The following is a 15,323-nucleotide window of genomic DNA, read 5'->3' on the forward strand; positions in this document are numbered from 1 at the left end:
GATGATCCTGCCTCTGCAGCAGGCCGTACGCACGGCGCTCCAGAACACGCTCGCCACGCTCTACGGCACCTCTGCCGTTCCCGCCACGCTCGTCATCGAGACACCGCCCTCGCGCGCACTCGGCGACATCGCCCTGCCCTGCGCGTTCGAGCTCGCGCGCACGCTGCGCAAGGCACCGCGCGCGATCGCCCAGGAGATCGTGGCCGCGCTGCCAGCCATCCCCGGCGTCTCGCGCATCGAGGCCGTGGGCGGCGGCTACATCAACGTGTTCCTCGATCGCGCGGCGTTCCTGCGCGGCAACCTCGGTCATGCGTCGGTGGCCGCGCTCGCGGCAAGACCCAAGACGATCGTCGAGCACACCGCGATCAACCCCAACAAGGCCGCGCACATCGGGCATCTGCGCAACGCGATCCTCGGAGACACGGTCGGCCGGCTGCTGCGGTTTCTCGGCACGCCCGTCGAGATCCAGAACTACATCGACGACACCGGCGTGCAGGTTGCCGACGTGGTGGTCGGCTTCGAGCACCTCGAACACAGGACGCTCGACGAGGTGAAGGCGCTCGCCGCTGGTGAACGCTTCGACTACGACTGTTGGGACCTGTACGCGCGCGTCACCGAGTGGTACGACGCCGACAAGTCGCGCATCGGGATCCGCAAGGCCACGCTGCACGCGATCGAGCACGGCGGCAACGCGACGGCCGCGATGGGCGCGGTGGTCGCCGATGCGATCGTCCGCTGCCACCTGCGCACGATGGGCCGCCTGCACATCGACTACGACCTCCTCTCGTGGGAAGGCGACATCCTGCGCCTGCACTTCTGGGCCACGGCGTTCGACATCCTGAAGCGCAACGGCACCGTGTATCTCCAACAGGAAGGCAAGCTGAAGGGCTGCTGGGTGATGGAGATCGACGAGGACGTCGACGCGACCATCGAGCAGGCCGGCGCGCCGGCGCGCGACGACGCGAACGACCAGGCCGAAGGCGACGAAGGCGGACCCAACTCGCGCGAGAAGGTCATCGTCAGGTCCGACGGCACCGTGACGTACGTCGGCAAGGACATCGCCAACCAGTTCTGGAAGTTCGGGCTGCTCGGCAAGGACTTCGCGTATCGGCCGTTCGCGACGCGGCTCGACGGCGGCACGCTCTGGGCGACCACGACCGACGACGGCGTCACGCCGCACCCCGAGTTCGGCAACGCCGGCACCGTGATCAACGTGATCGACACGCGGCAGTCCTACCTGCAGAAGCTCCTCAAGCAGGCGCTGGCGACCATGGGCCATCGCGCGCAGGCGGAACAGTCGATCCACTTCTCGTACGAGATGGTCGCGCTCTCGCACAAGACGGCGCGCGAGCTCGGGTACGACGCCGATCCGGACGGCAAGCCGTTCGTGGAGGTGTCCGGCCGCAAGGGCCTTGGCGTCAAGGCCGACGATCTGCTCGATCGCCTCATCGGCAAGGCGCTCGACGAGGTGCGCAAGCGCAACCCCGACCTCACGGATGCCGACGCGCGGGCCACGGCGGAAGCCATCGCCATCGCCGCGGTGCGCTACTTCATGGTGAAGTTCTCGCGCACCAAGGTCATCGCGTTCGACATCGACGAGGCGCTCAGCTTCGAGGGCGAGAGCGGTCCCTACCTCCAGTACGCTGCCGTGCGCGCGGGGAACATCCTCGCCAAGCTCCGCGAACGCGAGCAGATGGACGAGGCTGGCATCGCCACTGCGATCGCCGTCCTGCCCGGCGACGCCATCGCGTCCGGCGACGATGCCGACGCGCTGTGGGACCTGGTGCTCGCCTGCGGCAGGCTCGATGAAGTCGCCGAATCGGCCGTGCGTACGCTCGAACCCGCCGTGGTGGCCAAGTACGCCTTCAGCCTCGCGCAGGCGTTCAGCGGCTTCTACCATCGCTGCCCCATCCTCTCGGAGGAGCGCGCCGACGTGCGCGTGTGGCGAGCCGCTGCCGCGAGCTACTTCCGCCAGCAGATGACGCGCGCGCTCGACCTGATGGGCGCCGTGGTGCCGGGGCGCATGTGAGCCGCACGACGCGCGTCACGTACGTCCGGTGCAGCAGAGACGACGACTATCTGCGGTCGCTCGAGGCCGTTGGCCTCGACGTCCGCGTCGTGGATCACGACGGCGACATCGCCGCCGCGCTGCATGGAAGCGGTGGAGTCGTGCTCGCAGGTGGGCCCGACGTCGATCCGGCGCACTACGGCGAAGACGTGCACCCGGCCAACTCGCTGGCGGGCGACGTGCGCGACGCGTTCGAACTGGAAGTCGCGCGGCACTGCCTGCGCGAGGCGCTGCCGCTGCTCGCGATCTGTCGCGGCATGCAGATCCTCAACGTGGCCGCCGGCGGGACGCTCATCCAGGACGTGCCGTCGCAGGTGTCGCTCGCGCTCGCGCATGCGATGGACGAGACGTTCACCACGATCGCTCACGCGATCGAGGTGCGGCCAGACTCGCACGTCGCGCGGGCTGTCGCCCACGGCGCACCGACGACAGTGAACAGCCGGCACCATCAGGCGGCGAAAGTCGTCGCGAGGCCCCTGGTCGTCACCGCCATCGCCACCGACGGGATCGTCGAGGCCATCGAGGCCCCGGCGCTCCCCTTCTGCGTGGGCGTGCAGTGGCACCCCGAGAACTTCTGGCGCACGGGCGAGTTCCTTCCCCTCTTCCGCGCCTTCGCCGCCGCCTGCGCACCATAGGCCGAACGGGGGCGCGCGGCCACTCCCCCAGTCAGGTGTAGCCGCCCGATGTCATCCGGCGGACGGAGTCCGTCGGAGAGACACCACCGTCTCGACGTGGGCGGTCATCGGGAACAGGTCGAACATCGTCATGGATGTGACCTGGAGGCCAGAGGCGACGAGCGCCTGCATGTCGCGCGCCAGCGTGGCCGGGTCGCACGACACGTAGGTCACCGCTGACGGATGTGCCGACGCGAGGGCCTCGCTCGCCACACGCGACAGCCCGGTCCGCGGAGGATCGACGATCACATGCGCGTCGGCGAGCGTCGCGGCGTCCTGCTTCACGAATCCCTCGACGTCGCCGCGGACGGCACGCACACGCGCACCGTACGGCGCGGCGTTGACGACGAGGTCTTCGGCGGCCACGGCATCGCCTTCGACGCACACGACCGACGACGTACCGGCGGCCGCCGCGCTAATGCCAAAGACGCCAACGCCGGCGTAGAGATCGACAACGCGGGCATCGCCACGCATGGTCCCGATCACATGGGGAACGAGTCGCGGCAGAAGGCAGCGGTTGCCTTGAAAGAAGGCCGACGCATGCCGCACGAGCGCCGGCGCGTCCGGCGCTGTCACGCCAAGGCTCGCCATCGACTCGCGCACCCACGGGTGCCCCGCAATCGCGACGGGATGGCGCGATGCGGCGAGCCCTGCGCTCACCCCCGTGTACTCGTCACTCCCCTGCACGCCCGCGCTCCACACGTCGCCATGCCGTGGCAGCGGACGCGACAGTTCCAGATGCGCCGCGCGCGCCGCGCCATCGACAGACTGCGTCACCACGATCGCCTCGACGGTCCGCGCCACGTCGGGCCTCAGACGGCCGACGATGTCCTGGGCCAGGTCGAGCAGGCCCGGGGCGAGCTGCCCCGACGGCCCGGCGTCGCACAGGGCATGCGTCCCTTCGCGATAGAAACCGACACGGCCGCCACTGACGTGCAGACGCGCGCGCAGGCGCCATTCCCGCGTCGGCGATTCCACGATATCGATCGGCGGAAGGTCGCGAAGACGGCCGATGCGCCCCAGCGCGTCTTCGACGATCGCGCGCTTCAGATCGAGTTGTCGCGGATAGGCCACATGCGCGAACGCCAGGCCGCCGCACAGGGGATCGACGTCGGGCACGATACGATCCGGCGACGCCCCCTCGACTTCGACCACCGTGCCGAACGCCACACCCTTGCCCGAGCGTTCGAGGGCGATCCGCACACGCTCACCGGGGATCCCGCCGCTCACGAGCACGACGCGACCGTCGATCCGTGCGAGCGATCGCCCGCCGGCCACGGGCTTCTCCAGCGTGACGGCAACAGTCTCATCAGCCATCGAGTCGCACCTGTGGCAGCAGGAACCGCCGCCGCGCCAGTTCGCGCAGCAGCGTCGCTTCCGCGTCGGCCAACGCCGGCGCGGGCATGGAACCGCGATGCGGCGCCAACTCCTCCGCGGCATGTCGACGCAGGTCCTCGCGTTCGGCGGTCGACAGCGCACGCACGGCCGCGCTCGTCATCTCCTCGTCGATCGTCCCCAACTTCGCGATGAGCGTCGCACGCGCATCGCCGCGAGCGCCGCGCGCCTGATCGAGACAGGCGTCGGCGGCGCCGATCGCGGCACCGAGCGCGTCACGCAGCAGCGGGGAAACGTCGCCGGTGGCCAGCAGAGCCGACAGCCGCACGAGCACGCGCTCGATGTGCCGCGGCAGCGACGGACCGCGCGCGGCAGGTGACGCGGGCCCATCTGCCGCGTCGTCGACAGTCTGAGCATCCGTACTCTGAACGACGTGGGCACCAACGGCCCGCCGCCATTGCTCGAACGCATCCCGCACGTCGGCCTCGCAGAACTCGATGCGAAGGGGACGCCTCTGGGGACCACGTGCCGCGCGTCGCGCCTGCGTGCGATCCACGCCGTGCAGCACGATGCGTACGGGAATGCCTTCGGATGCCCAGCCTGAGACGAGCAGGAACGCCGGCCCGACGATGCGCACGAGGTGCCCGCCGTTCACGCGGCACAGGTGGGCTTCGACCTCGCGGCAGTACGCCCCGATGTCGACACCCTCGGCCTTCGCATCCGTTCCCCGCGTCATGCGTCGGCTGTCTCCAGCAGCCACTCGATCTCGCCGCCGTGGACGACGTGGTCGCCGTCGATGCTCCGCACGCGCAGTGCACCGCGTTCGTCGATGCCTGCCGTACGCCCCTCGCGCATCACGCCATGCGCGTGCCAGCGGACACGCGTGCCATCCACCGAGGGAGCCATGTCTCGCCACCGCTCACGGACCTCTGCGGCGCGTCCGTCGGCGAGACGCGTCACACCTTCCGACACGCGTGTGAGCAGCGCGGTCACGAGTGGCGATACGAGCGCCACGCCGTCGCGCGGCGATGGCACCACGCTGTCGAGCGCGATCATGCGTGCCGCCACGTCAGGCGGTGCGGACGTCGACACGACGTTGATGCCAATCCCGACGACGATGGTCCGCAGTGCGGCGCCGTCTCCGGCCCCTTCGGCAAGGATGCCGGCGAGTTTGCGCCATGCCAGGGGTTGGTGTGTTCGCACCATGACGTCGTTGGGCCACTTGAGTTCCACGCCCGTCGCACCGATGTCGCCCAACGCAGACACGACGGCCACGCCCGCCATCAGCGTGACCAGCGACGTCACCGGCGATCCCGCGTCGGCGCGGACGGCAGGCCAGGTTTCCGGTCGCAGGAGCGTGGAGAGATACAGGCCATGCGCGTCTGGAGAGTGCCACGTTGCGCCACGACGACCGCGGCCGGCCGTCTGCGCAGCCGCGATCGACGTCCATCCCTCCGGCACACCCTCACCCGCCGCACGCGCGACATCGTCGTTGGTGGAGGACGTCGTGGCGTGAATCGAGACGTGGCGCGCGAACGCACCTGCCGTGGGCAACGCGCGCGCCACACCGTCTCGCACGGCGGCGAGCCAGGCGGCAGTGGTGGTGCTCACGGGACCGGCGCGATCTTGAAACTGAGATCCACGGCGGGCGACGAATGCGTCAACGCACCCACCGAGACGAAGTCCGCACCCGTTGCGGCGATGGCCGGAATGCGATCGAGCGTGACGCCGCCAGACACTTCCACGAGCGCGCGCCCCTTCGAACGACGCACCGTCTCGGCGAGCGTGTCGAGGTCCATGTTGTCTGCGAGGATGCGCGTGGCGCCGGCATCGAGCGCGACGTCGAGCTCGTCGAGCGTCCGCACTTCCACTTCGACGACCATGTCTTCGGCTGCGGTGCGCATCCGCTCGAGCGCCTGCCGCACACCACCCGCCAGTGCGATGTGGTTGTCCTTGATCAGGATCCCATCGTCCAGCGCGAACCGATGGTTCGTCGCCCCACCGGCCCTCACGGCATACTTCTCCAGCACGCGTAACGTCGGCGTCGTCTTACGCGTGTCGAGCACGACGAGCGGATGGCCGGCGGCAGCCTCGGCATAGCGCCGCGCCATCGTGGCGATGCCGGACATGCGCTGCATGAAGTTGAGCGCCGTGCGTTCCGCGGTGAGCAGGGCGCGCGCCCGGCCCGTGACTTCCGCCACGAGCGTGCCCGCCTCGCAGAAGTCGCCGTCGGCGCGATGGCGCACCATCACGCTCGCGGGATCCAGTTGCAGAAACGTCTCCTCGGCAACGTCGAGGCCGGCGATGACGCATGGCTCCTTGGCCAGCAGGCGTCCGTGGCCGCGCTGCGAGTCCTCGACCGTGCCTTCGGTGGTGACGTCGCCCCATCCGAGATCCTCGGCCAGCGCACGGCGGACCAGTTCCCGGTACAGCGCCTTGTCGAGCGGCGCCAGCGAGGTGCTCACGCGTTGACCTCTGGTGCGGGTTCCAGTTCGCCGAGTTCGACTGCCGCGGCACGCGGATCGCCCTCGGACGTTCGCACCTGCCTGACGAAGCCCGAAGCGGCCACATCGGCGCGCGCGGCCTCGAAGGCCGCGAGATCGGCGGCCGACGCCGTCACGTGGAAGTCGACGACTGGTGTGCGCAGCGGCTTCTTCGCTTCCGACTTGGTGCGGCGGATCTCGCCGAGTGCCCACGACGCCATGGCGAGCGCGTCGCTGCCTGCCTCATCGGCCGTCCCGCCGATCGCGTCGAGCACTTCGGTCGACGTCGGCCACGCCGCGTGATGCACCGATCCCTGCTTCCACCACGACCACACTTCCTCGGTGACGTACGGAAGGAACGGCGCGAAGAGACGCAGCAGCGTGCCGAGCGTGACCACCATCGCCGCGTTGGCCGATGCCGCCCCATCGACGCCGAGATCGCCGTAGCGGCGCGCCTTCACGAGCTCGAGGTAGTTGTCGCAGAAATCCCAGAAGAACTGCTCGGTGCGCTCGAGCGCGCGCGTGTAGTTGTAGTCCTCGAGATCGGCCGTCGCGTCGGCGACGAGCGCGGCAAGCCTCGTCACGAGCCCGCGATCGACCGGCGCGGTGATGGCGCCCATCGGCTCGGTGCGTCCGAGCGCGAACTTCGCGGCGTTGAGCAGCTTGATCGCGAGACGGCGTCCCACGCGCATCTGCCCCGTGTCGAACGCCGTATCTGCGCCAGGCCTGCCGCTCGCGGCCCAGTAGCGGACCGCGTCAGAGCCGTGCTCCTCGAGCAGTCCCATCGGCGTGACGACGTTGCCCTTCGACTTGGACATCTTCTTGCGGTCGGGGTCGAGCACCCAGCCCGAGATGGCCGCGTGCGTCCAGGGCAGCGAATCCTGTTCGAGGTGCGCGCGCAGCACCGTGGAGAAGAGCCACGTCCTGATGATGTCGTGCGCCTGCGGCCGGAGGTCCAGCGGGAACACACGCGCGAACGTGTCGGCGTCCTCGCCCCACTGCGCGACGATCTGCGGCGTGAGCGACGATGTCGCCCACGTGTCCATGATGTCGGGATCGCCGATGAAGCCGCCCGGGACGCCGCGCTGCGAGGCGTCGTATCCCTCAGGGGCGTCTGTGGATGGATCCACTGGCAGTCGCGCCTCGTCGGCCACGATCGGCGCGTCGTACTGCACGGTGCCGTCGGCAGCGATCGGATACCACACGGGGAACGGCACGCCGAAGAAGCGCTGCCGCGACACGCACCAGTCGCCGTTGAGGCCTTCCACCCAGTTCTCGAACCGCGCGCGCATGTACGGCGGATGCCACTCGAGCTGGCGGCCTCGCGCCAGCAGCGCCTCGCGATGCGGCATCGTCCTGATGAACCACTGCCGGCTCGTGACGATCTCCAGCGGACGATCGCCCTTCTCGTAGAACTTCACGGCGTGCGTGATCGGTCGCGGCTCGCCGAGCAGATCGCCCGACTCCTTCAACTGCTCCACCAGACGCGTGCGTGCCTGCGACGCGCCACGCCCGACGAGCGGTGCGTATGCGGCCTCGGCACGAGCAGGGTCGACCGATGGCCATGCGTCGCCGCCGAACGCGATCTGACGCAACGTGCCATTGGCCTCGATGATCGATCTGACGGGCAGGTTCAGTTCACGCCACCAGATGACGTCGGTGAGATCGCCGAACGTGCAGATCATCGCGATGCCGGTGCCCTTCTCGGGATCGGCGAGGTGGTGCGGGCGGATGGGAACCTTCACGCCGAAGAGCGGCGTGATGACTTCGGTGCCGAACAGCGGTTTGTACCGCTCATCATCGGGATGTGCCACGAGCGCCACGCAGGCAGGCAGGAGCTCCGGCCGCGTGGTGTCGATCTGGACGTATCCGTTGCCGTCGGCGCGTGCGAAGCGAATCGTGTGGTACGCGCCGGGCACCTCGCGATCCTCGAGTTCGGCCTGCGCAACGGCCGTGCGGAAGTCCACGTCCCAGAGCGTGGGCGCTTCGAGCTGATACGCCTGTTGCCGGGCGAGCAGCCTGAGGAAGGCGAGTTGCGAGATCCGTTGCGCGCGCCTGCCGATCGTGGCGTAGGTCAGCGACCAGTCGACCGACAGCCCGAGGTACTTCCACAGGTGCTCGAACGCCTTCTCGTCTTCCGCCGTGAGGCGTGCACACAGATCGATGAAGTTCGGACGCGAGATCGAGATCGGCTGCTTGCCCGGCGTGGCCGGCGGCTCGAACGACGGGTCGTACGGCAACGACGGATCGCAGCGGACGCCGTAGTAGTTCTGCACGCGGCGCTCGGTGGGCAGGCCGTTGTCGTCCCAGCCCATCGGATAGCACACGGAGAAGCCGCGCATCCGTTTGTAGCGGGCGATGACGTCGGTGTGCGTGTAAGAGAACACGTGGCCGACGTGGAGCGAACCGCTCACCGTAGGCGGCGGGGTGTCGATCGCGAAGACCTCGTCACGAGGCCGCGTGCCGTCGAACCTGTAGATCTGCTCGGCGTCCCAGCGGGGCTGCCATTTCGCTTCGAGGCCCTCGAGGGCCGGCTTCTCCGGGACGGTATAGGACGGGGACTGGCTCGACGCCTCTGACATCACCCGACGATCGTACTCGTGAAGGCGCCGGATTTCATCAGGCGCGCCATCGTCAGACGGTCCCGGTCTTGATTCGATCGATCTCGGCCGCGATCATGCGTTCCGCGATCTCCACGACGCGCGCGTTGACCTCCTCCCGGAGCACCGAATCTGTCAGCCGCGCGGCCACGCGGCGCGCGATGTCGTCGAGGAGCGCGTCGGATATGAGGGCGCTCGACGGCCCGACCGCCGCGGGGCCTTCTCCACGTTCCTCCGCGAGGATGGCCGCGAACGCGCCAGCCCGGGTGGCAGGTGGTGTGGCGACGGGGGCAGCGGCCGATTCCTCTACGACCTCCACCGCCGCATCCGGCGCGGACGCCTGAGCCGACGGCAACTCTTCGGCCGGCTCCGGAGGGGCAACAGGGGCGAGCGCGGCACGTCCCTGCCGCATGGCCAGGTGCTGTTCGAGGCGCGAGGCGTACGTGTCCAGTCCCGGCGCCAGCGTCGCGACGCCCTCAGCGGCCGGCGGTGTGGCGCCAGGTCTGGGCGGCGCGAACTCTCCCAGCGACTCCCCGCGTTCGCCCCCGAGCATGCGCTTCACGAGCGACACGACCTGCTGCGGCTCGAACGGCTTCACCAGCACCGCGTCGGCCTGGCACGCTTCCGCCCGCATGTCGTCGATGGGCTCGAACGCGCCCGTCATCAGCACGACGGGCACGGCGGCCAGCGAGGCCTGGCCGCGCACCCACGCCGCCACATCGTACCCGTCGCGGGCGGGCATGGTGGTGTCGGCCAGGATGACGTCAGGCGTGTTCCCCGCGCCGAGATAGCCCACGACCTCGTCTCCATCGCTGAACGAGACGACCTTGAAACCCTCCTCGGCGAAGGTCAGCTCGATCACGCGCTGGACCGTGACGCTGTCGTCGGCCAGCAACAGGGTGTAGCTCATGGCCGTGAGCGTAGTGACGCAGGCGCGCCCGCGTCAAGCACCGCCGGAACCCTGCAACGCCGAGGTCCGTCAAAGCGGGAGTGCCGGCCTCGCGCAAGCGAGCCCGTCCCTCCCTCCCACACCCCTCGCGTTCGTTCGTTCGCTCTTCCGTCGTTATCGAGTTGGGGTCGTTCTGCTGCCCCGGATGCGCACCGAGCCGAGCCGCAGGCCCGAAGGGCTGACCGGTTGCCGGTTGCCGATCATAATCCGTAAGACGATACTGTCACGTTTCAGACACAGCGCTCCACTCTCATGCGTGCGGCCGCAGACGCCAGCAGGTGGCGTTCCTTCCAACCGGCCGCGCAGGACTCATACCATGCGTATCTTCATCAAGACACTCGTCCTGCTCGTCTGCTGTGTGGCCGCCATCGCGGCAGGCGGCTTCACGTATCTCATGCTCGGCTACCCGAAGGTCGGGCCCGCGCCAGACGTCACGATCGAGCGAACGTCCGAGCGCATCGCGCGCGGCAAGTACCTTGCCGACCACGTTGCCGCGTGCACCGACTGCCACAGCCAGCGCGACTGGGCACGCTACGCCGGGCCAGTCAAGGACGGCACGTATGGTGCCGGAGGCGAAGTGTTCGACGAGTCGATGGGGATGCCCGGCCGCGTCGTGTCGCGCAACATCACGCCCGGCGCGCTCGGCGACTGGACCGACGGCGAGATCCTGCGCGCGATGACTGCTGGAGTCTCGCGCGACGGCTCGCCGTTGTTCCCGCTCATGCCGTATCTCGACTACGGTGCGCACATGGATCCCGAAGACGCGAAGGCGATCGTGAGCTACCTGCGCACGATTCCAGCCTCGTCGCACGCACCGGAGCCCACGCGACTGAACTTCCCGCTTCCGCTCATCGTGCGTACGATGCCGCAGCAGCCCGCGCGCGTTGCGACGCGACCGGCGACAGACGATCGTGTCGCGCAGGGCGAGTACCTCGTGCAGATGGCCGGCTGCACGCACTGCCACACGCCGATGGATGACAGCCGGCAGCCGCTGCCGGGACGTACGCTGGCCGGAGGCACGCCGTTCGCGTTCCCGAATGGCGTCGTGGCTCGCGCGGCCAACCTGACACCGCACGCCTCGGGCATCGGCGCGTGGACCGAAGCCGACTTCGTGCAGCGCTTCAAGAGCGCCGCGGTCGAACCGCAACTGGTGGTCGCAGGCGGATTCAACACGCCGATGCCGTGGCAGGCCTACGCCGGCATGACGTCCGATGACCTCGGCGCCATCTACGCCTACCTGCGCACGCTGCCCGCCGTCGACCACGCGGTCGAGAAGGTCGGCTACCTGCAGGCCGGCACGGCGATCCCGTAAGAACGACGCGTGGTCGCGTTTCGGACTGGTGCGGCGGTGCTTGATGTCAACGGTCCAGAGGCCACTCACCTTCGCGAGGGCCAACTGCCTGCCGTCGGCCCGTCGCGCTCACGTAGAGAACTGCTTCGGAACGTACAGCGGGACCAGCGCGCTCGAGTCGACGTACGTCGTCATCGCTCTCCGCGACTCTCGATGACGAGCGCAGCACCGCTCATCGGCAACACGCGATCGCCGAACACGGCGCGGGTCCGCGCCTCCAGATCCGGCCATGCCGTGGCCTTGCCGATCGGACGCACGGGAGCCAGTCGCGCCACCGGCCTCCTGTGACGAGTCACTTCAACGGTCTCGCCCCGTTCCACACGCCCCATCACGGCCTTCGGGTTCTGCTGCAGTTCCCGCACGGACACGGTCGCCTTGCCCATGTCATGCATTTCATTCGACATTCGATGCACGGTCAATGCCGTGTCCGACATCTGACCGTCGGATGAAACGCGGCGGCTACCCCGCACGGGCTGAAGCCCGTGCGCTCCATCCCATCATCTCGGGAGTCCGGTGCGTGACCGGGATCAGTTGGTGACCTTCAGGCCGGTCAGCCGGCGCGGCGCATCGTCGGCGGCGCCGGCCTTCACTTCGATCAGGAAATCGCCGGCCGGGAGGCTCGCGAGGGGGATCTCGGCTTGGTGCGTGAACGGACTGCCCTCCGGAGCGGGCCGCACGACGAGCGGGCTCATGCCGTCGCCCGCACGGCTCATCAACCGAATCGATGGTTCGGCACCCGTCACCGTGACGCGCAGCAGCAGCTTCTCGGTACGACTGAACTGACGGGCGGCCGTCGGTTGCACCGTGGGCGCCGCCATCAGCGCCTGCATGTCGCGCTGCGTCCGCGCCCGGAAGAGCGCGGGCGTCCCCACCACCTGAGGGTCCTTGCTGAAGTCGGGCACCGCCAGTTCGAGGATGTCCGAATCGACAACACCGCCGGACGTCCCTTCCATCGACACCTTCACCTGCGCGGTGCCCGGCGCGATGAGGAACGACGTCTGTCCACCGCCCGGCACGGGAGGACCGCCTGCGGAGGGTCCTGCCGGCGCGCCCTGCACCTTGCCGCGGAACACCGGTCCTTCGGTTTCATTCACGGCCATCACGGTGACCTGTGACACGGGTTCGACGCCCGAGGCCTGCGCGCCGGCAGCCGCCGACACGGGCTCCCACGAGAAGAGCACGCGCGTCTTGCCGCTCGGGTCCGGCGCATACCCCACCCAGGTGCGCACGCTCTTCGCGCGCGCAACCCTGTCGATCTCCGACAAGGCGATCCCCACGTCGGGCGGTGGTCCCGCCACCGGTGCCGCCATGGCCGTCGCGGCCTCGTCCGCCCTGAGCGCCCAGTAGCCGCGACGCGCGCGCACTTCCACGCCCGGCCGCTTCACGCGCACCCGAATCTGATGGAACCGGCCGTCTGTCGGCGCGGCGCTGGACGAGTACCCGAGGAGGTAGTACGCGCTGGCATCGCGCATCATCTGCGCGAGCCCGCCGCCGATGTCGTTGCGGTTCACGATCGCGCGACCATCCGTCTCGTCGGCCATCACCCGCAGCGTGTCCTGCGTCGCACGCAGCGCCGTGCCGTCCATCGTCAGGCCTATGCCCTCGTCGATGTCGAACTCGAAGCCCGCCAGGCCGCGCGGGTCGAGCATGTACATCGACACGTTGTTCCGATTGGCCTCCCTCGTCACGTCGCGCATGAGATTCTGCACGTCCATGTCGCCGAAGAACCTGTTGCGATCCTCCGCCAGCGCCCCCATCGGATCGATTGACGCGTCGCCGGTCAACGCCGACGTGCCGACGCCCACGATGCCGCTCTGCGCGTTGTTGCCACGCAGCTGCGGCGGCACGTAGTCCGTGTAGCCCTCGCTCACCACGATCACGGTCTTGCGGCCTTCGCGCAGGCCGCCGAGGCGCGTCATCAGGCCGCGAAGCGCTGTCAGGCTCACCTGGTTGCGGATCTTCTCGACGATCTGCGTGGGATAGTTCGCGTACTGCTCCTCGAAGATGTTGCGCGGCGGGATGTACCGGTACTTGCGGCCCTGCCACGAGAGGATCTGCTGGATCACCGCCTTCTTGTTGCGCGTGAAGCTCACCGCGCGCACGGGATCGAGCGGATACATCATCGCGATCATGTCGAGCGGGCCGACCTGCGTGTCGATGAACCGGACCAGCGGATCCTTCACCGAGAGGCTCGTGCCGAGGCGCACGTGGTAGTCGTCGAAGAAGATCACGAACAACCGCACATCGTCGCGGCGGGCTTCGGCCTCCTCGGCGTAGATCGAGTTGATCTCGCGCGCCGATGACTCTCCTGGCGGCGGATGGCCGTCGACGCGAATCAGCTTGAAGGTCTCGACGGTCTGCGGCTTGCCGTCCTCCAGGACTTCGAAGTCCGCCGGCGTCAGGTCCGCAACCGGACGTCCTTGCTTGTCCGTGACGATGGCGTCGACGCGAACGAAGTTGATGTCGGTCCGGAACGTCGGCTGCGCCGGAGCATCGGGATCCTGCGGCGGTTCGGCGTCGGCAGGCGGAGTCGCCGGCGGCCGCGCCGAGGGTGGCTGTTGCGAAGATGCCGGCGGCGCGGACGACTGTTGTGCCGCCACGCCGACCAGCGTGGCCGAGAACGTCAGGACGGCGACGGCACTGCGCAGCGCTGACCCGAGCATGTGTATCGGTGATGATAGCATCGCGTTCTGGTGACGATGCCCGCTGCCGCGACGCCCGTGGCCCTCACGACCCTCTCCGAAGACGAGCGCCTGCTGCGCCGGAGCATCCGCGAATTCGCCGAGCAGGAGGTGGCTCCGCGCGTTCGCGCCATGGACGAGGCTGCGCGTCTCGATCCTGCCGTGGTGTCGCGTCTCTTCGAGCTGGGTCTGATGGGCATCGAGGTGCCGGCACGGCTCGAGGGCGCCGACGGCACGTTCTTCCATGCCGTGCTCGCCGTCGAGGAACTGTCGCGCGTGGATCCGTCAGTGGCCCTGCTCGTCGACGTCCACAACACGCTCGTCGTGAGCGCCCTGCGCCGCTGGGGCACCGAGGTGCAGCAACAGGCCTGGCTGCCGCGCCTGGCCACCAACGCCGTCGGCGCCTATGCCCTCTCCGAGGCGGGATCGGGCAGCGACGCGTTCGCGCTCGTCACGCGCGCCACGCGCGACGGCGACGACTTCGTGCTCGACGGCCGGAAGCTGTGGATCACCAACGCCGCGGAGGCGGCGCTCTTCGTGGTATTCGCGACAGTGGATCCCACGGCGGGCTATCGCGGGATCACCGCGTTCCTCGTGCCGCGCGACACGCCCGGATTCACGATCGGACGCAAGGAGGACAAGCTCGGCATCCGCGCGAGCAGCACCTGCGAGCTCGTGTTCGACGGCTGCCGCATCCCCGCGTCGAGCGTGCTGGGCGAGGTGGGACGCGGCTACAAGGTCGCCATCGAAACGCTGAACGAAGGACGCATCGGCATCGGCGCGCAGATGCTCGGCCTCGCGCAGGGCGCGCTCGATCACGCCATTCGCTACACGAAGGAACGCCGGCAGTTCGGCAAGGCCATCGCCGACTTCCAGGGCGTGCGGTTCCAGCTCGCACGGGCGGCGATGGAGGTCGAGTCGGCGCGACTGCTCGTGTACAACGCGGCACGCCTGCGCGATGCGGGACAGCCGTTCCTCACCGAAGCGGCGATGTGCAAGCTGCACGCGTCGGAGGTCGCCGAACGGACGGCGTCGCTCGCGATCAACCTGTTCGGCGGCTATGGCTTCGTCAAGGACGCGCCCGTCGAGAAGCTGTATCGCGACGCGAAGGTCGGCCAGATCTACGAAGGCGCGTCGAACCTGCAACTGCAGACGATCGCCAAAGCGCTGCTCGCCTGACCG

12 protein-coding genes are annotated in these 15,323 nt (G+C 68.9%); 4 read left to right on the top strand and 8 right to left on the bottom strand.

The window, feature by feature from the left end:
* Window position 1 precedes the first annotated feature (1 nt).
* Together argS and IT182_17585 are read left to right on the top strand one after the other, a co-directional pair.
* On the top strand, window positions 2–2,029 hold the full coding sequence (gene argS / locus IT182_17580) for an arginine--tRNA ligase (GenBank protein ID MCC6165160.1): 2,028 nt from the start codon (window positions 2–4) through the stop codon (window positions 2,027–2,029).
* Window positions 2,026–2,703, top strand: coding sequence for a gamma-glutamyl-gamma-aminobutyrate hydrolase family protein (locus IT182_17585; protein ID MCC6165161.1), 678 nt, complete (start codon window positions 2,026–2,028; stop codon window positions 2,701–2,703). Before argS ends, IT182_17585 begins: the two co-directional genes overlap by 4 nt.
* Window positions 2,704–2,754: 51 nt before the next feature.
* Here the strand turns inward: IT182_17585 and IT182_17590 are convergent, their stop codons facing one another.
* Genes IT182_17590 through IT182_17615 form a run of 6 tightly spaced genes read right to left on the bottom strand, consistent with a single transcriptional unit; the run spans window position 2,755 to window position 10,070 of the window.
* On the bottom strand, window positions 2,755–4,059 hold the full coding sequence (locus IT182_17590; GenBank protein ID MCC6165162.1) for a class I SAM-dependent RNA methyltransferase: 1,305 nt from the start codon (window positions 4,057–4,059) through the stop codon (window positions 2,755–2,757).
* The gene (locus IT182_17595) at window positions 4,052–4,813 is read right to left on the bottom strand and encodes a hypothetical protein (GenBank protein ID MCC6165163.1); all 762 of its coding nucleotides are present in this window, start codon (window positions 4,811–4,813) and stop codon (window positions 4,052–4,054) included. Before IT182_17595 ends, IT182_17590 begins: the two co-directional genes overlap by 8 nt.
* Window positions 4,810–5,688, bottom strand: a complete 879-nt coding sequence (locus IT182_17600; GenBank protein ID MCC6165164.1) for a biotin--[acetyl-CoA-carboxylase] ligase — start codon at window positions 5,686–5,688, stop codon at window positions 4,810–4,812. Before IT182_17600 ends, IT182_17595 begins: the two co-directional genes overlap by 4 nt.
* The gene (nadC, locus tag IT182_17605) at window positions 5,685–6,530 is read right to left on the bottom strand and encodes a carboxylating nicotinate-nucleotide diphosphorylase (protein MCC6165165.1); all 846 of its coding nucleotides are present in this window, start codon (window positions 6,528–6,530) and stop codon (window positions 5,685–5,687) included. Before nadC ends, IT182_17600 begins: the two co-directional genes overlap by 4 nt.
* Before the next feature lie 8 nt (window positions 6,531–6,538).
* Window positions 6,539–9,142 (bottom strand): valine--tRNA ligase, encoded by a 2,604-nt coding sequence (gene valS / locus IT182_17610; protein ID MCC6165166.1) that lies wholly within the window; start codon window positions 9,140–9,142, stop codon window positions 6,539–6,541.
* Window positions 9,143–9,194: 52 nt separating this feature from the next.
* Window positions 9,195–10,070: a response regulator gene (locus IT182_17615; GenBank protein ID MCC6165167.1), complete on the bottom strand. Its 876-nt coding sequence runs from the start codon at window positions 10,068–10,070 to the stop codon at window positions 9,195–9,197.
* A 355-nt stretch (window positions 10,071–10,425) separates the two neighbouring features.
* On the opposite strand from IT182_17615, the gene IT182_17620 reads away from it, so the two are divergent.
* Window positions 10,426–11,421 (top strand): c-type cytochrome, encoded by a 996-nt coding sequence (locus tag IT182_17620; protein MCC6165168.1) that lies wholly within the window; start codon window positions 10,426–10,428, stop codon window positions 11,419–11,421.
* Window positions 11,422–11,591: 170 nt separating this feature from the next.
* Here IT182_17620 and IT182_17625 read toward each other — a convergent pair whose 3' ends face one another.
* Window positions 11,592–11,843, bottom strand: a complete 252-nt coding sequence (locus IT182_17625; GenBank protein MCC6165169.1) for a type II toxin-antitoxin system prevent-host-death family antitoxin — start codon at window positions 11,841–11,843, stop codon at window positions 11,592–11,594.
* Between the two features lie 144 nt (window positions 11,844–11,987).
* Complete coding sequence (locus IT182_17630) at window positions 11,988–14,123, bottom strand: VWA domain-containing protein (protein MCC6165170.1); 2,136 nt, start codon at window positions 14,121–14,123, stop codon at window positions 11,988–11,990.
* Window positions 14,124–14,159: 36 nt separating this feature from the next.
* Here IT182_17630 and IT182_17635 point away from each other — a divergent pair, with 36 nt between their 5' ends.
* Window positions 14,160–15,320, top strand: coding sequence for an acyl-CoA dehydrogenase (locus tag IT182_17635; protein MCC6165171.1), 1,161 nt, complete (start codon window positions 14,160–14,162; stop codon window positions 15,318–15,320).
* Window positions 15,321–15,323 lie beyond the last annotated feature (3 nt).

Source organism: Acidobacteriota bacterium, assembly GCA_020845575.1.
Classification (GTDB): Bacteria; Acidobacteriota; Vicinamibacteria; order Vicinamibacterales; family Vicinamibacteraceae; genus Luteitalea.